This window comes from Streptococcus sp. C150 (assembly GCF_000187445.1).
GTDB classification, from domain to species: Bacteria; Bacillota; Bacilli; order Lactobacillales; family Streptococcaceae; genus Streptococcus; species Streptococcus raffinosi.
Genome location: NZ_GL698451.1, coordinates 171443 through 188511, shown reverse-complemented (window position 1 = coordinate 188511; position 17069 = coordinate 171443). Strand labels below are relative to the sequence as shown.

Sequence of the window (17069 nt, the reverse complement as noted above, 5' to 3'; positions counted from 1 at the left end):
TTTCCAATAGTTATCCCCCGCTACAAGGCAGGTTACCTACGCGTTACTCACCCGTTCGCAACTCTTCCAAGAAGAGCAAGCTCCTCTCTTCAGCGTTCTACTTGCATGTATTAGGCACGCCGCCAGCGTTCGTCCTGAGCCAGGATCAAACTCTCATTAAAAGCTTTAATAATTGTTCGAGCGTTAACTCATTTCCGTCTTCTGACGTTTTTTTCTTGTAAATTGACAGGTTATAATTTCTTCTATCATAACCCTGCACTTGGTTTCTTATTCAGTTCTCAAAGGTCTTTGTCTCTCTTAAGACAACTCCTATATTCTAGCAAATCTAGAATATCTTGTCAACACTTTTTGAAAAGTTTTTTCCAAACTTCCTCGTGTCTCTGCTTCATCCTCCGATGTAGCCTATTTATATTATCATCTCTTGCTTACCTTGTCAATAACTTTTTATCATTTTAAAGGGTATTCAAAAAAAACATTCAGTTTACACCTTTCTTAGCAGCTTCCTTATTTATTTTTATTAAATTAAATAAGAAAACAGTACATTGCTGTACTGTTAGATAGTAAATTTAAAAATTTCTATTATTTGCATTATAACCATATTTTTCAATGAAATCTTGACGAAACTCAAGTAAATTGTCATCAATAATAGCTTGACGTACTTTCGCCATCAAATTCACCAAGAAGTAGAGATTATGATAACTTGTCAAACGAATTCCAAATGTCTCATCTGCCTTCAGTAGGTGTCTCACATAAGCACGTGTATAGTTCTTACATGTGTAACAATCACACTCAGGATCTATAGGGCTAAAATCTTCTGCGTATGCCGCATTTTTAACTACAAGACGTCCTTGACTAGTCATACAAGTTCCGTTTCGAGCGATTCTTGTAGGAAGAACACAATCATACATATCAACACCACGGATTACACCATCAATCAAACTATCTGGTGCACCTACTCCCATGAGATAACGTGGTTTATTCTCAGGAAGTAAAGGTACAGTAAAGTCTAGAACTGCATTCATCTCTTCATGAGTTTCTCCTACTGCAAGACCACCAATAGAGTACCCTGGAAAATCCATGGAAACCAAATCATGCGCAGATTGTCTACGAAGGTCTTCGAAACCAGCTCCTTGTACAATACCAAAGAGCCCTTGATCATATGGACGGCGATGCGCCTTTAGTCCACGCTCTGCCCAACGACTTGTACGTTCAATTGATTTTTTAACATAATCGTATGGTTGGTAAAATTGAGGACATTCATCAAAGCTCATCATAATATCTGAGCCCAGATTATTTTGAATAGAGATAGCCTTCTCAGGGGATAGGAACATCTTACTTCCATTAAGGTGATTTTTAAATGTCACCCCTTCTTCTGAAATGTTTCGTTTTTCTGCTAGTGAATAAACTTGGAAACCACCACTATCTGTAAGAATAGCTTGGTCCCAATTCATAAATTTATGGAGTCCACCAGCTTTAGCAACCAGCTCATCACCAGGTCTGAGCCATAAATGATAGGTATTTGCTAAAATAATTCCTGACCCCATCTGTTTTAATTCTTCAGGAGATTGCGTTTTTACTGTAGCCTGAGTACCTACAGGCATAAACATCGGCGTTGGAAAAGTTCCGTGAGGGGTGATAATTTCCCCTAGACGTGCTCCTGTGTGTTTTTCTTTCTTTATCAGACGATATTTAATAGGAAAATCAGTCATTTATACTCCTTACGTTAGGAAAAACAGTCCTAAGTATTTTTTAGTGAATGATCATTATCCACAACCGCTTTAGTTTACCAAAATTTATAGGAATTGTCAGCTTCAATTTCTCAAAACGGCTATTCTAAAATCTAAAATATCTAAGCTTTTGGTAAACAAAAAGCAACAGTCTCGAGCACTGTTGCTTTCAATAATGTCTTAAGCTGAAAGAACTTTACGTCCTTTACGACGACGAGCTGCAAGAACACGACGTCCGTTTTTAGTTGACATACGGTGACGGAATCCGTGTTTACGTTGACGACGGATTTTACTTGGTTGATAAGTACGTTTCACGTTGAATACCTCCTAATAGATTTTCGTATTCGTTTAGCCGGCTATTTTTGATCAGATACTAAACATACCATACTATTTTATAGCAATAGCGTGTTCTTGTCAAGAAATACTTTAGACAATAATTTCATCATATCGTAAAAGACAAACACTAGAACTTAAAAGAGCGACCTAGTCATTTCTACCGGTGCTAAAAGTCTCGATGATGCCATCCTGTGTATTCACTTAAAGATTTTGAGTCAATTTTGCAATTTTTTGGAGTTGATCCTTTCGCTCATGATCCGTCATATACTCAACACGTGTAATCTGAGTGACTTTAACCGCTTTAAAGCCACAAGGTTTTAGGATTTGAAATTTCAAAACTTTGGAGTAGTCTTGTGCAAAAGGAAGGAAGATCCTCGGTGTATTGTGCGTAGTGATAATCCATGCTTTGCCAGCAAGCCTACCTTTCAAACCACGTGAGGTATTATCATAAGCAAAACCAGCAACAAATACACGTTCAATAAATCCTTTTAAGATAGCCGGCATCCCACTCCACCAAGTTGGAAAAATAAAGATTAACTGATCCGCCCAAACTAGCAAATCTCGATAGTGTTTCACAGCTACATCATTCGCCAGGTCTCTTCCCCTATGTGTGGCATCAAAACGTAAAACAGGGTCAAACCGCTCTTTATACAAATCTAAAATCCTTAACTCATGTTTAGGCGATAAATTTTCTTTAACAGTCTCTAGAATAGAGGCATTGTAGCTCTTGTCGTTTGGATGTGCATAAATCATTAATATCTTCATTGCTTAGCTCCTTTAATATAAATATCAAGCATAGTTTTTACAGTTTCTTGAACAGTAGTCTCTTTAAAGTTATCAGCAATGGGACTTCTTGCTAGCATAGCCAAACCAGTGATAAAACTCCAAAAATGCATCAAAACTTCTGCATCACTACCTGAAAGTTTCTCCTTGTTCTTTAATTCCAGAGCTGTATTTTTAAAATATTCAAATCCTGGTAAGTGGGAATTGACAGAAATACTTTCTTGAGAGAATTCCATATAGTTAAAGGGAAACTTGATAAACAAGGCCTCAAAGATATTCGTTTCTTGTTGAGCAAATCTTACAAAGTTACAACCCATTAATACCAGTCTATTTCTTGCGTCGAGAGAAGATGCAATCCCTTGAATCATATTTTTCAAAAAGATCTCCGATAAGTGCTCCAAAACAACTTCCATATAGGTATCTTTATTGTCAAAGTGCTTATAGGGAGCTCCATGAGTAACGCCACATTTTTGGGCAATTGTACGCATAGATAATTGGTCAATCCCCTTTATCCTTATTTCCTCAATTCCGGTTTTAATTAGCTTCTCCTTCAATTCAGCAGTATTACGTTTCATTTTCGACTCCTATTTACAATTAAGTAGACTCTGACTACTTTTTAACCAAAGTATACACTGTATACTTTGGTTTGTCAAAAAAAGCTAGCCTTTAAACCAGACTAGCTTCTATCAGTAATACACACTATTCTAATTATACTTTTGTTACAACCACGTATCGATTGGGATCGTCACCTTCTGAGTGACTTTCAACACCTTCAATTTGAGATATAGCCTTGTGGATAATTTTTCGTTCACTATTCGTCATCGGATCCATCACATACTCTCGACCTGTTTCTTTTACTTTAGCTGCTGTTTTTTCAGCTAAATCAATCAAAGTCTCCGTACGTTGCTCCAAATAGTCTCGAACATTAAGAACAACACTAAATCGTTTAGAATGATGGTCATGCAAATAATTTTGTGCCAAAAGTTGCAAAGATTTAAGGACTTTACCGTGATAACCTATAACACGACCAGGTTGGTCCGTCTCAATCTGAATAATGATATTACGACGATTGTGACTGACCTCTAAACTAGCATCAACATCCATTTCATAGATGATTGTTTCAAGATAAGATAAAACGTCGTCCGCAGCTACTTGAACATCCTCTAAATTGTTTTCAGAAGTTTCTTCTGAACTAAACTCAGATGCTACAAAAGAGCTGAAATCATCTTCTGAAGTTTCTGTAGCTTGAATTTGAGTAACCGATTCCTGTTCAGACTCTAGAGAAGATAGCACTGAATCCGATACACTTTCTTCTAATGACTGGCGCTTAATAGCTAGAGGAATAACTGTTGCCTTAGATGGCTCCTGTTTTTTCTCCGATGGCTTTTCATCAAAGATCTCTACAGGAGTTGCTTCCTCCTCAATTTCCTCTTCCATTTTCTTGCTATCCACAAGATCGGCAAGCCTTGTCACTTTACTGAAAGTATTGGTTTCTTCTGTCGGGCTTGTGATAGCCTTATTTTGATAATTGACACTATCGGCAAAATCTTTTACGGTATTATCTTGGTCTGCTTCATACGCTGATTGTTCATTTATTGGTTCAATGCTAACTCGAGCAGGTTTCTTTCCAAATCCTAGAAAGCCTTTTTTCTCACGAGAAATCACCTTGATGTGGGCCTTCATACGAGGTAACTTAAGAACTTTCAAACCTTTTTCAATAGCTTGTTCAACTGTTCGTCCAGAATAGACAACCATAAAAAGCCTCCTTACTTACGTTTGTGCGCCTTTTTCTTGGCACGACGAATCTTAGCTTTACGTTCTTTTTCTTCCGCTTCCAAACGATTACGTTCAGCAATAATTTTAAATGGATTATTGAAAACCAAAATCTGAACAACCTGGAAGGCATTTGAGACTGCCCAATAAAGTGCTACTCCTGAAGAAATCTGCGTTCCAAACCAGAAAATAAAGACTGGAAGCAAGATATTCATAACAAGTAACATCGAACTACGTTCTTTAGCTGCTTTATTCGTCAACCAAGTTGAAAGGAAGGTGAATGCAGCTGCCAAAATCGGAAGAATAAAGTAGGGGTCTTTCTGACCAAGGTCTACCCAGAGGAAGGTTCCTTCTCGTAACTCAGGTACACGTGTAAGTGCACCGTAAAGAGCCATCAAAATAGGAAACTGAATCAGGAGAGGAACGAAGCTGGCATAGGGATTAACACCATGCTCTTTGTAGAGTTCTTGCTGTGCATTAGCAAGAGCTTCACGATTTTCACTTCCTGGATACTCACCCTGCAATCGTCGTAACTCTGGCTGTAGTTCTTGCAATTCACGACTTGACTTAATTTGGCGATTATACAATGGAATCATAACCGCACGAATCAAAATCGTAAAGATAATAATCCCTAGTCCAATAGAGCCGCCAATTGAAAGTCCTTGAACAGCCTTACCAAACATTAGAATGAAGCGTTCCCAAAGTCCTGTAGACTGGCTTGTGACATCACTGCGTCCACAAGCTGATAAAACCAAGAGAGCTCCTGCTCCTAAAACGAATAAATTAAGTTTTCTTTTCACTAAAAACTCCTTTTACATGACAAAGAATTGTCTTATCTCCGTCTACTAGGATGATAGCATCAACAAAAATTTGTCTTGATGAATCGTACCATGACGGTGAAAGATAATTTTCTAGTCCTTATATAACTTTGCTATTTTTAAGACATGAACGAGATTGCTGTAAATTTCTTGGTAACTCAAGTCCTCAACACCTTTACGAGCAATAACGACAAAATCTTGATGTTCTAATTGAGATGACATGTCCATTAGTGCATGTCGTAGACGACGTTTTACCCGATTCCGGGTAACTGCATTACCAAGACGCTTGCTAACTGACAACCCTACGCGATAATGGAGTAAATCACGATTCAGACAGTAAACAACAAATTTTCGATTGGCAACACTGTGCCCTGCATCAAATAATGCTTTAAAGTCTTTCTCTTTCTTAATACGATAAGATTTTTTCAAAATGCGACTCCAAACTCAAAATTAGTACTATTATACCATAAATAGCAAAAAAGCCCAAAACCTTATAGTTTGGGCCTTAGAGACTTATTTTTTAAGATTTAGCTGAGCTTCTTTTATTTGCCATTTAACTTGGTCGAAACCTGTTCCACCAAGAGAATGACGACGCTCAACAGCGGTATGAGACTTGAGTGTTTCATAAATATCTTCTTCAATTAAATCTGAGACTTCTTGATAACGTTCAAGAGGAACATCTTGGAGATAGTGTCCAGCTTTAGTACAATCAAGAACAAGTTTCCCTACAATCTCATGCGCCTCACGGAATGGAAGACCTTTAGCCGCAAGGTAATCAGCCAACTCAGTAGCATTTGAAAAGTCTTTTTCTGTTGACTCTGCCATATGCTTATCGTTAACAGTCATAGTATTGAGCATACCTGCGAGAATATCAATGGCTACAGTAACCGTTTCTACTGTATCAAACATACCTTCCTTATCCTCTTGCAGGTCCTTATTATAGGCTAAAGGTAGCGACTTCATCACAGTCAATAACCCAATCAGATTACCGTAAACACGACCTGATTTCCCACGGATAAGCTCTGCCATGTCTGGATTTTTCTTTTGAGGCATAATGGAAGAGCCTGTAGAGAACGTATCTGAAAGAGTGACAAACTTGAATTCATTAGAACACCAGCTAATGATTTCTTCACAAATACGTGTCATATGCATCATGAGAATACTTGAATTTGATAAGAATTCTAAAATGAAATCACGGTCAGAGACGGCATCTAGAGAATTACTATATGGTTTTGCAAATCCCATTAAGTCAGATGTCATCTTCCGATCAATAGGGAAAGTTGTACCTGCCAAAGCTGCGGCACCAAGAGGCGATACATCTGTATGTTTGATATTAAATTCAAAACGTTCAGCATCACGTGTAAACATGTTGTAATAAGCCATCAAGTGATGACCGAAAGAAATTGGTTGTGCATGTTGTAAGTGAGTATAGCCGGGCATAATCGTATAGATATGTTTATCTGCTAGATTCACTAGAGTATTTCGTAAGTTATCAAGTTTCTCAATAACTTCAAAGAGCTTGGCTTTAAGATACAGGTGCATATCCGTTGCAACTTGGTCGTTACGAGAACGTGCTGTATGGAGTTTCCCTGCTACGGGCCCAATCTTAGCCGTCAATAGACTTTCCATATTCATATGAATATCTTCATTGGAAACATCAAACTCTAGTTTACCAGCCTTGTACTCCTTAAGTAACTCTTCCAAGCCTTGTTTAATTTGTAAAGACTCCTCTTTGGTAATAATTCCTGTCTCACCCAGCATGGTTACGTGAGCAATGGAACCTTTAAGATCGAACTCAGCCATTTTTTGGTCAAAGGAAATTGAAGCACCAAATTCTTCAACCCATTTTTCAAGACTAGCTTCGAACCGACCGCCCCACAGTTTATGATTTTCTGCCATAGTTATATGTTAAAGATTTCCCCAAAGGATAGGATAATCTCTTGTCCTTTCTTAATGCTTATAACAAGTAATGACCTCTCAGGCCACAATAATTCAAATGAAAAAAGCTAGATATTTTTTGTCTAGCTTAAGTTGTCTCTCTGGACACTTGTTTTCCTAAAACCCGATCTCTGTCGTGGCTTATTTAGGCTCGTGACGCCTCTCAGAACGCCTTAACGATAGTAATATAAGTTATAAGAAAAGAGTACCAGATGCGGATCTCTGTCCACTTTTATCTGATATGAAGAATTGTCCTTCTAACAACCTGCTTTTCTTATGAAGTCTTTCATTATTTGTCAAATGGATGATTAACTTGAGAATTTACCTGTGTTGGAAGTCCCCAGAGTTTGATAAATCCAACAGCAGAATCTTGATCAAAACTATCCGCAGATGTGTAAGTAGCCAAGTTTTCATCATATAGTGAATTATCTGACTTACGAGCAACTACCTGAGCATGACCTTTGTAAAGTTTCACTTTAGCAGTACCATTAACTACTTTTTGTGTTTCTTTGATGTAAGCAATGATGGCTTGAGTTGCTGGGCTAAACCACAAAGCATTATAGATAAGATTTGACAATTCATTTTCAAGGATTGGTTTGAAGTGAGAAACTTCACGTACCAAAGTCAAGTCCTCAATCTCCTTATGGGCAGTCAAGAGAGCAATGGCACCTGGGCACTCGTAAATTTCACGTGATTTGATACCAACAAGACGGTTCTCAACGTGGTCGATACGTCCAACACCATGTTTACCAGCGATAACATTCATTTCTTGGATAAGGTCCGCCAATTTCATTTCTTTACCATTAAGGGCAACTGGTTTACCTTCCTTAAAGGTTACATCAACAAATTCAGCTTCGTCTGGGGCAGACTCTGGTGAGTTTGTAATCCCAAAGGCTTCTTCTGGAGCTTGATTCCAAGGATTTTCAAGAACACCACATTCATTAGCACGTCCCCAAAGGTTTTGGTCCACTGAATAGGGATTATCGAGATTTGCAGGAACTGGAACACCATTAGCTTTAGCATATTCAATCTCTTCCTCACGAGACCATTTCCAATCACGTACTGGCGCTACTACTTTAAGGCTTGGATCAAGAGCTGCAATGGCAACTTCAAAACGAACTTGGTCATTACCTTTACCAGTACAACCGTGAGCAATGGTTGTAGCACCAGTCTTATGAGCGATTTCAACTAATTTTTTAGAAATAATTGGACGACTGAGCGCTGAAACCAAAGGATATTTTTGCTCATAATAAGCATGCGCTTGAAGGGCTGGGAGTACGTAATCTTCTGCAAATTCATCTTTAACATCTAGGACGTAAGATTCTATAGCTCCAACTGTAAGAGCTTTATCATGGATAAATTCAAGATCCTTACCTTCACCGACATCCATACAAACAGCGACAACATCGTAATCTTTTTTTAGCCAAGTAATAGCTACTGAGGTGTCAAGACCTCCGGAATAAGCAAGAATAACTTTCTCTTTTGACATAATATTTCTCTTTTCTTATATTTTCTTGTGGTTTCTATCTCTATCAACCTTACGAGATTTATTATATTGCATATTTATTCATTTGTCAACCATAATTTGTTATTTTTTTATATTTATTTTTATTTTTTTGCTTATTTTTATACTTTAAGCATAAAAAATATGTATTTATCAAGTTTTATTCATTTATACACAATTACTTCTTAAAAAATAAAAAAACACTCTCAAATACTAGCTAGCTAGATCCAAAAGTGTTCTTAACTATTATTTCTTAAAATGCCGAAAGGCCTGTACAAAGTACAGACCTTTCGAACAACAGCATCATCGGTAGAGAACACAACAGCAATTTTAGATAGAATGAATGAGGGAAATTATTATGTTTAAGGGACTAACTTAAACCATACATTCTTCTTGCTCTCTAACCTTGATTACATTATAGCATGCAATCCTATAATGCATATCGCTATTTCCTAAAATGTCGGATTTCACTCATAGAATGTTATTTTTTATCCTAATCTGCAATAACTCCTTTAAAAACAAAAAAAATAGCTTGATTTCTCAAGCTTTTTAATGTCTATAAAAAAGATATGTAATTGGACGAGCGGCCAATAAAAAATGGGGATTAGGAAAAAGTTATATAAAAGTACATTATTTATTTTCATAAAGTGTATGTAGATTTCAATAAGATTGACGATGTCTCATTTCCGAATCACATATCTTGACTATATAATAACTCTTTTCAATTTAATTGTCTATACGATTTCATAGAATGTCGTTTTTTCATCCTGAACTGTATTTTTTTAGACTTATTTTTAAAAATTTACAAAAATAACTCACTAAAAGACATCTATTTAGTATTTTTAGCAAAATGGATACATATATAGCAACTAACTATCAAAAATAATTGCGAGCAATATTAGGACTAAAAGACAGCTTTCATAGTCATCATTAATAGTCCTTAACTTCTGACCATTTCTTCAGTAAAGCTTTCATTTTTAGGCGAGAAACTGGGCAGGAATCACCATTTTCAAAATAAATCATCAACTGAGTCTTATCAATACGAGCAATATTATCCAAATTAACTAAAAAGGAACGGTGACACGAAAAGAGCTTTTTATTCGCAGAAGTGATATCTCCAAGATTAGCATAAAACTCTAAGCGTTCTGTTTTAGTAATTAACATCACCTTATGAGGTGTCACAGCAGTTGCAAAATAATAAATATCTCGCATAGGAACCTGAATCCGAGACTGGGCCGTTTCAAATACAAAAATGTCACCATCATCCAACTCTCCAACTTTTTGATTCACAAAAGTTAGCGTTTGTTTCAATTGCTGCTTGAACTCCGCATTAGAAACAGTCTTATCAATAAAATCTAATGCGGAAACCTTGTATTTAAAACTAATCGGGGCAAATTCCGAGTGAGTCGTTACAAATATAATAACCGCATTGGCATCTTGTTGACGAATTTCTGAAGCGACCTCAAGCCCCTTCTTTCGCTCACCATCAATATCAATATCTAAAAGAAAGACCTGATGATTACCTTTCTCGTTAATACTGGCTAATAATTTATGTGGTTTCGAAAAAACTTCTAGTTTCCGTACTGAGAACGTGCCCTCTGAAACCAATTCTCTGATGATATCACTAATGCGTGTTTGTTGCATTAAATCATCTTCTAAAATATATATATTCATATTAGGGTCTCATTTCTAGTATTTGCATCATTTTATGATTTTGACTACGGACAGACAGGGATGTGTTGGGGTAACGCTCCAAAATATCTTGAACAGCATTTACACCTATACCACCACTGTTAAGATTTTGAGAAGTCATCATTGAAAGAGGAGCTTGTTCATCTGATATCGCACTTTCAACAATAAAGCTCTGGCAATCTTCCTCATCAAAATAGGCTAAGCTAATAAAGCCATCATTAACTTTACGAGCACCATCAATAGCATTGTCCATGAGGTGACCCAAAATAACGGCTAAATCTAAGTCTGTTAGATAGCTGTGAACGACTGGGTCAGGAATTTCTGCATGAATATTAAGCCTATACATCTGGGCTTCATGATATTTTGATGAAAGCAAGCTGTGAATACTTGGATTCTGAATATTTTCTAAATCTGTGACCTGAGTTGAGAAGCTATATTGATCTCTATTCACATACAGGTCAACTAGATCTTTTTTGTAGGAGCGAATATCTCCAGTTCTTTCAATATCTCGCAGGTTATTTAGAAGGTAATTATAGTTTGAACGAACAAACATCAAATCCCTATATAAACCTTCTACCCTAGCATTTTCTCGTTTCAAATCATCAAGATAGTTAGCTTGCTTCATGGTCAAATCTTGCTCAATCTTTTCCTTAGCAAACTGGTTAACAGCTCCCAAAACGAAAAGAAGAAGGTAAAGATAACCCATTACCAGCGGTAGCCGCAAGTTACTTTCAAGGTGTAACTCTGGGAAATAAGAATCAAATGTTGATACCAAAAAGATAACCAAATAATAAATCAAAAGAAGCATGTTAACCAATCCCAGACGATTTTTCTTCTCTTGTTGGGTAGCTACCTTCAAGATATCTGTGAAATCAAGACGCAAAATGAAGTCTACAATTCTGACTGTCAACACGACAAAGGAAAGTGGTACCATAGACCACCAAATATTATTATTCAAAGTTGACGCCGCTACGCCAATTATCGGTGGAAAAAAGAAAGTAGCCAAGAAGCGCCTTGCTAAATCGACTAGTACCACTGGATAGAAACCTAAAAAGAATCGCTCTACAGAAGTAACCGTCTTATTTAGTTGATAACTAAACGTCAAAGTCACAATGGAGACTAAAGGAGGCACTACACCTAGATAGCGTCCAATAAGTTGTCCCCAAATACATAAGGCAACATCGAATAACAAATAGAGCACACGATTTTTGAGATTAGTGTTTTGACCACCAATACGTAGATAGATATCCCAAATAATGACAAACATCAAAATTTGGAACACGATGTTACCTAGCATAGCTACTTCCGTCCTTTCTATCTTTATAGTCCTACCGTAACAATTTGATAGGTTTTAAATAATTCTTTTTTGTTAGTTAAACCAATACCATTTGACCAGCAAAACTGCGCTAAATCACGACTAATCGCTAACCTACCATCAAGTTCTGGGGTAGCTTCCTGGTTGGTATTTTCAATAACAAAGCAGAGATTACCGTCCTCATTCTGTTGGATAAGGAAACCAATATCTGTCTCTGGCTCCTCTACACAAAGCTTTTCAGCCAGGTTAATACAGCGTTCCAAGACAGTAATAAGCACCGCAATATTTAAATGTTTAGGATAATCAACAACGTTGACATCTAACCGAACCATAATTCCCTTTTGCTCCAAAGGAATGATTTGGTTAACAATCCAACTCCTTAATTCTGGATAAGGAATTTCAAACAGAGGAGCTAATTTATCATTTAAATCCAAGTCATCCAATCTAAGATGATTCAAATGTTCATGATATACTGCTAAAACTTCTGATAGCTGATTCTTCGCAAGAGGTGTCTCAAGAGCTATCAAAAGATTCTCAAAATCTTGTTGAGTAGGTTTTACTTTTGTAAAAAGAGCCTCAATGTGTTGATTATACACTTTTAAGTTGTAAACATAAGTATCAACAGCTTCTTGGCTACGCTCCCTAACAAATTTATGTGAATAGCGGTTTAGCGTTGTCACCATTAAGAGATAGACCGCCATAGCAAAGAAAATAGGTTTTCCAACATTACCACCAGTTGACATCAGGAAAGTACTGCAAAAAATATACACTGCAAAGGTCAAATCAACTGCTATTAATAAACGTTCTCGACCACGTGAATAAATTAATTCCTTGACCTTATCAATATCTGAACTTGAAAGATAATTGATATAAAGGAAGAAGGGATAAATCATCACATAAGATAGTAATTCCAGTAAGAAGTTTTCTTGGATTTCACCCAAAGTCATATTTACAAACAGATTATTGAAAACATAGAAAGGTGTAAAGGTTGCAAATAAATCTGTAAAAATGACTGAGAAGGCTCCAAAAAAAAGACTTGCCCATAATGTCAGGCGGTGTTTGCGACGTTCCTTAAGAGCCAACCCTAGAAAAATAATCACTTGATAATAGAAGCCATCACCTTTACCAAGTGATACTATTATCCCTAAAAGACTTAAGAGAAGTACTTTCCAATAAGCTAGTGAGCTCCCTGTTAATTTTTTATAAATAAACCAGGTAATATGAAAACTAATGATCTGAATAAAACTATTTTCAAGAGTTACCATAGTCCAAAGCTGTAAGTTCATGATAATATTTCCTATTTATGATCAAGAGGCATTTTCATCATCTTCTTCAATGAGTTCTTGTCCTGCCTTTTTCAGAATGTCCTGATAGGTTTGTTCAATCAAATTAAAATCTCCACTATCAATACTAGTCTGCATACTAATTAAGACATTCTCATAATCATGTTTGAAAGAACGCACACTTTTATATGCAGCCTCTATTTTTTGATTGTAGGCTTCCAAACTTCTTAAATGCTCCTCTTGTTCTCGAAGAATTTCGCTATCACGGACATCTTTACTATAGGAAACAAAACGAACTAAAATATACATATGTATAAGGAGCCCTACCCAAATATAAATCTGAGGATAGCCTGGAAGATAGGTTTGACTCAAAAGTAACGAGAATATCTCTTGCTTAAAAAGAATAAGAAGATAACTGATAATTAAAATCATATCTACTTGCAGAAGCATACTCTTGTACTTATCTTGCAACCCTTCAAAGGGTTTCTCAAAAAAGCGGTCTAAACCAAACATTTTTTGCAATCCTAGAAAGAATGGAAGAACCACACTATCCACAGCTAAAATTCCCAGGTTATTTGGAACTAAGTCGATTGGCTTATTAAAGAAAACGCGAAAAAGGTAAAAACTGAAGAAGCTAGTAACTAAAGTCCAGAATACAGGAGCAAAGAAAGCACAAAAATACTTTTCTTCTCTTGACGCTTGAGGCTTTTCAAGAAAAATAAAAACTAGGAGATAAATGGCATCTGGAATATCAATTTGCCATAATATTTTTGCTAGCCACTTAACAACAGCTACCACTACTACATAAGGAATATAACGATAATTAAAAACATCTAGATAAGCTAGTCTAGCTGAAATCACTAGATGCGAAACGACAACAACCAAAGCAATAAGGCCATCAATCGCGAGTTGCATGTGCTATTTCCCCTTTCTATTTCCCCGTATCTTATCCTTAAAAATTCACTCTGTCCTATCAGTTATCTCGGAAAGACAGAACTTGTGTGAAATGATAATCACAACTCCGAGTTTCAAGATTTACTTTTGGATAGCGATTAAGTATCTCTGCTACTTTAGACAGACCAAGACCGCGACCTTCGCCTTTACTAGAAACTCCTTCATCAAATATTCTGGACACAGGAATACGTTCCTCCCTCGTCGTATTGTCAATAACTAAGGTAAGGTAGTCCTGATTTTTAAAGAAAGATATTGTTAACGTTGGATCTTCAGATTTCACTGTAGCTTCTATAGCATTATTCAAGAACACAGAAGAAATCACTACCAAATCTAGAGCCTCAATTTGCGTAGATGATATGACATCTGGTAACTCTAAATTGACCTTTATTCCTAGGTTCTCAGCTTCAAGCACTTTTGCAGAGAAAAGACTCTTGAGAGAGGTGATTTCCAAATTGATTAAACGTGACAATTCATAATTTGACAACGTTAAACTATTCCCAGATTTTTCTAGAAGCTCCGCATATTCCTGCTTCAAAGCAGGTAAATCTCGGCGTTGAATACTATCTTCCATATTCTTAAGCCCTTCCAAATAATCCTTCTTAACCTGAGAAATATCATTATAGAGTTTTTCTAAACGGTGGCTATATTCTTCTAAACTTTCTTCGTGCCTAATCATCTCTTCAGCCAATTGGTCCTTTACTCTCCTCTTAGAATAAATATTGAGCTGAGCAAATAGTAAAATAAAGAGAATTGAATAAACAACTGTAATACTACCTGCTAAATAAATAAAGAGTCCCATATAAGGAAGGACATTACTCGCATAGAAAATAACTAGAGATAAGATAATATATGCTAAAGTCACCCCAACCAACAGACGTTGCCTAACTTGGTAAGTGTGGTTATTCCCCATGATATCAAGAGCACTGAAGTCAATAAAGAAGACCTTGACAATCAAATGGAAGATTGGATATACCAAAAGATAAGATAGAGCAATAAGTACTGGGGTATCTTTTACTTGTAAATAATTAATTTGAAAAATCCATGGGAAGAAGTAAAGTTGAAGTAATTTAGAAGTTACCTCAACAAAGACCCACGGCAAAAAGGTGAAAAGAAATGAATTCTTTTCACGACTTGATGTTTTATTTAAGAATAGATGACAAAATAAGAGTGCTAAAAGTGAACCTGTGATGCCTCCTACAAATAGAGAGAGCAAGAGACTACCAATGATAAAATAGACTTTACTCTTCCACGTTTTGAGCAGGTCCGACATGTCATGGCTAACAATTAAAATAGCCAATAGACGTAGAACTGTAAATAGGACAATCATCTCTATGCTCCCCCCTTTCCTTTCAAAAATCAACCTACTTTATTGTAACATAAATATATAATTTAGCGTTACTCCTATTAGAAAAAACTAAAAATATAAAACGCATTTCCCAAGTTAAGAGCTTTCAAAAGTTTCTCTACCTCTTAGAACCTTTCCCCTACTATACAGCCCAAGCACACATTAAAAAGAGCTTAGAAAAACTAAAGCTCTTTAACCGACTTTTTGATTTTTTATGGATACATACCAATAACATAGTAAAAATACCAATTAAATCTTCTCATAACGTCCTCTCCCTTCTTGTTTTCTTATTTATCTATTATAAAACTAATTTTCGTTTTTGAAAATGATAAATAGATTATTATATATCATCATTACATTAAAGTGCCATCTCTTCCAAAAAGCTCTAATACCAACTAGATATATAATCTAGTAAGTGGCTTCTCAAATGGCTCGGTTTATCTACATTATAAAACCCAACAGATGTTGGGTCAGAATGAAGACAAACATCGTTTTTGATGTTTGTCTTTTTTTTATATTCACACTTAATTCTCCCATAATCCAATAATATTGAGGTATTTGGATAAAATAACAGGTCTTCCCTACCATCATTTTTACCAATTTTTTGATATTTAGACATGCCAAAGTAAGCCCAACCTTATCTTCCATTTTGGACTTTCCTTTTTCTCTGGTATAACGCAAGTTATGATATTCTTTAGCTGTTCCGAATAAACGTTCTATCGTTTCTTTCCGGTGTTGGTACCGTTCCTTCATCCCACTTTGATGACGGATATCTTCACAGATTTCTAAGGCATCTTTCCAAATATGACGCACTACAACTTTTTGGTGCTGGCGACTTTCAGTACAAATCGCTAACAAGGGACAGGTCTTACAAATTTCGGGATTACTTTTATATTCTCTATAACCTTCACGTGTCGTTGTACGGTAAGTTAATACCTGGTTCTCTGGACAAAGATAGCAGTCAAAATGCTTGTCATAGACAAAGTCTTTAGGACGTAGAAAGCCTCTCTTACCTCTTGGCCTAGTGTAAGGAAATACTGGCGTAATCTCTTTTTCTAAAAGAAACTTGGCAATACTAGGTGTTTTGTAGCCTGAATCCGCAATAATGAATTCAGGGGAGAAGGGTTCTAACTTGGCGAAAAGAGCAGAAAAGGCCTGACTATCATGGATGTTACCTGCTTCAACTGTATAAGCCAAGGCCCAACCATGTTTATCACAAGCTACCTGAGCATTATAAGCGAAGACTTCCTTGTGTTCTCCCTTGTGAAACCAACCACTATCTGGATCAGTCGTTGATTGTTTCTTAGATTTAGCCTCGCCTTTTTTGGCGGGCTTTAAGAACTTTTTTGCATGCTTCTTCCTGTCTAAATTAATCTCAACATCCAGTTGTTCACTCATGAATTTAGCTTTTTGATCAACAACAACATTTTGGTACTTATGATTATTAGCCAGCTGCCTTGATATGTGTCCCATCGATGAAGATTTCTGAGGGATCAATGAGCCCCGCCTCCAAAACGTGATGAAGCACATGACTAAAAATGTGTGCTAACAATTCTTTATTTTGAAAGCGTCGGCTATAGTTCTTACCGTAAGTTGTAAAA

The 17069-nt window shown here is 36.4% G+C and carries 14 protein-coding genes, 1 rRNA gene and 1 pseudogene; all 16 read right to left on the bottom strand.

Going from position 1 to position 17069, the window contains the following annotated elements:
* Window positions 1–161: ribosomal RNA gene (locus HMPREF0848_RS09425) — 16S ribosomal RNA — on the bottom strand; the annotation flags it as partial.
* 405 nt (window positions 162–566) lie between these two features.
* On the bottom strand, window positions 567–1709 hold the full coding sequence (gene tgt / locus HMPREF0848_RS09420) for a tRNA guanosine(34) transglycosylase Tgt (protein ID WP_008536200.1): 1143 nt from the start codon (window positions 1707–1709) through the stop codon (window positions 567–569).
* Between the two features lie 198 nt (window positions 1710–1907).
* Window positions 1908–2042: a 50S ribosomal protein L34 gene (rpmH, locus tag HMPREF0848_RS09415; RefSeq protein WP_002885866.1), complete on the bottom strand. Its 135-nt coding sequence runs from the start codon at window positions 2040–2042 to the stop codon at window positions 1908–1910.
* A 222-nt stretch (window positions 2043–2264) separates the two neighbouring features.
* Window positions 2265–2828, bottom strand: a complete 564-nt coding sequence (locus HMPREF0848_RS09410; protein ID WP_008536197.1) for an NAD(P)H-dependent oxidoreductase — start codon at window positions 2826–2828, stop codon at window positions 2265–2267.
* Window positions 2825–3421 carry a TetR/AcrR family transcriptional regulator gene (locus HMPREF0848_RS09405; protein WP_008536195.1) on the bottom strand — a complete coding sequence of 199 codons (597 nt, stop codon included), beginning with the start codon at window positions 3419–3421 and terminating at the stop codon, window positions 2825–2827. Before HMPREF0848_RS09405 ends, HMPREF0848_RS09410 begins: the two co-directional genes overlap by 4 nt.
* A 133-nt stretch (window positions 3422–3554) precedes the next feature.
* Window positions 3555–4601, bottom strand: a complete 1047-nt coding sequence (locus HMPREF0848_RS09400) for a Jag family protein (RefSeq protein ID WP_008536194.1) — start codon at window positions 4599–4601, stop codon at window positions 3555–3557.
* A gap of 11 nt (window positions 4602–4612) precedes the next feature.
* Window positions 4613–5419, bottom strand: coding sequence for a YidC/Oxa1 family membrane protein insertase (locus HMPREF0848_RS09395; protein WP_008536193.1), 807 nt, complete (start codon window positions 5417–5419; stop codon window positions 4613–4615).
* 111 nt (window positions 5420–5530) lie between these two features.
* Window positions 5531–5866, bottom strand: a complete 336-nt coding sequence (rnpA, locus tag HMPREF0848_RS09390; RefSeq protein WP_008536192.1) for a ribonuclease P protein component — start codon at window positions 5864–5866, stop codon at window positions 5531–5533.
* 84 nt (window positions 5867–5950) lie between these two features.
* The gene (argH, locus tag HMPREF0848_RS09385) at window positions 5951–7336 is read right to left on the bottom strand and encodes an argininosuccinate lyase (RefSeq protein WP_008536191.1); all 1386 of its coding nucleotides are present in this window, start codon (window positions 7334–7336) and stop codon (window positions 5951–5953) included.
* 328 nt (window positions 7337–7664) lie between these two features.
* Window positions 7665–8864: an argininosuccinate synthase gene (locus HMPREF0848_RS09380; protein ID WP_008536190.1), complete on the bottom strand. Its 1200-nt coding sequence runs from the start codon at window positions 8862–8864 to the stop codon at window positions 7665–7667.
* Window positions 8865–9809: 945 nt separating this feature from the next.
* Window positions 9810–10553: a response regulator transcription factor gene (locus tag HMPREF0848_RS09375; protein WP_008536189.1), complete on the bottom strand. Its 744-nt coding sequence runs from the start codon at window positions 10551–10553 to the stop codon at window positions 9810–9812.
* 1 nt (window position 10554) lies between these two features.
* Window positions 10555–11868, bottom strand: coding sequence for a GHKL domain-containing protein (locus HMPREF0848_RS09370; RefSeq protein ID WP_008536188.1), 1314 nt, complete (start codon window positions 11866–11868; stop codon window positions 10555–10557).
* 23 nt (window positions 11869–11891) lie between these two features.
* Window positions 11892–13172, bottom strand: coding sequence for a hypothetical protein (locus HMPREF0848_RS09365; RefSeq protein ID WP_008536187.1), 1281 nt, complete (start codon window positions 13170–13172; stop codon window positions 11892–11894).
* 21 nt (window positions 13173–13193) lie between these two features.
* Window positions 13194–14054 carry a histidine kinase gene (locus HMPREF0848_RS09360; RefSeq protein WP_231087384.1) on the bottom strand — a complete coding sequence of 287 codons (861 nt, stop codon included), beginning with the start codon at window positions 14052–14054 and terminating at the stop codon, window positions 13194–13196.
* Window positions 14055–14142: 88 nt separating this feature from the next.
* A complete protein-coding gene (locus HMPREF0848_RS09355) occupies window positions 14143–15450 on the bottom strand; it encodes a GHKL domain-containing protein (protein ID WP_008536183.1) in 1308 nt (435 codons plus the stop codon).
* Window positions 15451–15853: 403 nt separating this feature from the next.
* Window positions 15854–17069 (bottom strand): annotated as a pseudogene (locus HMPREF0848_RS10550) (IS1182 family transposase); the annotation flags it as partial.

Coding starts and splice junctions, on each gene's coding strand:
- tgt (WP_008536200.1), bottom strand. CDS start 1,709: ATGACTGATTTTCCTATTAAATATCGTCTGATAAAGAAAGAAAAACAC.
- HMPREF0848_RS09410 (WP_008536197.1), bottom strand. CDS start 2,828: ATGAAGATATTAATGATTTATGCACATCCAAACGACAAGAGCTACAAT.
- HMPREF0848_RS09405 (WP_008536195.1), bottom strand. CDS start 3,421: ATGAAACGTAATACTGCTGAATTGAAGGAGAAGCTAATTAAAACCGGA.
- HMPREF0848_RS09400 (WP_008536194.1), bottom strand. CDS start 4,601: ATGGTTGTCTATTCTGGACGAACAGTTGAACAAGCTATTGAAAAAGGT.
- argH (WP_008536191.1), bottom strand. CDS start 7,336: ATGGCAGAAAATCATAAACTGTGGGGCGGTCGGTTCGAAGCTAGTCTT.
- HMPREF0848_RS09380 (WP_008536190.1), bottom strand. CDS start 8,864: ATGTCAAAAGAGAAAGTTATTCTTGCTTATTCCGGAGGTCTTGACACC.
- HMPREF0848_RS09375 (WP_008536189.1), bottom strand. CDS start 10,553: ATGAATATATATATTTTAGAAGATGATTTAATGCAACAAACACGCATT.
- HMPREF0848_RS09370 (WP_008536188.1), bottom strand. CDS start 11,868: ATGCTAGGTAACATCGTGTTCCAAATTTTGATGTTTGTCATTATTTGG.
- HMPREF0848_RS09365 (WP_008536187.1), bottom strand. CDS start 13,172: ATGAACTTACAGCTTTGGACTATGGTAACTCTTGAAAATAGTTTTATT.
- HMPREF0848_RS09355 (WP_008536183.1), bottom strand. CDS start 15,450: ATGATTGTCCTATTTACAGTTCTACGTCTATTGGCTATTTTAATTGTT.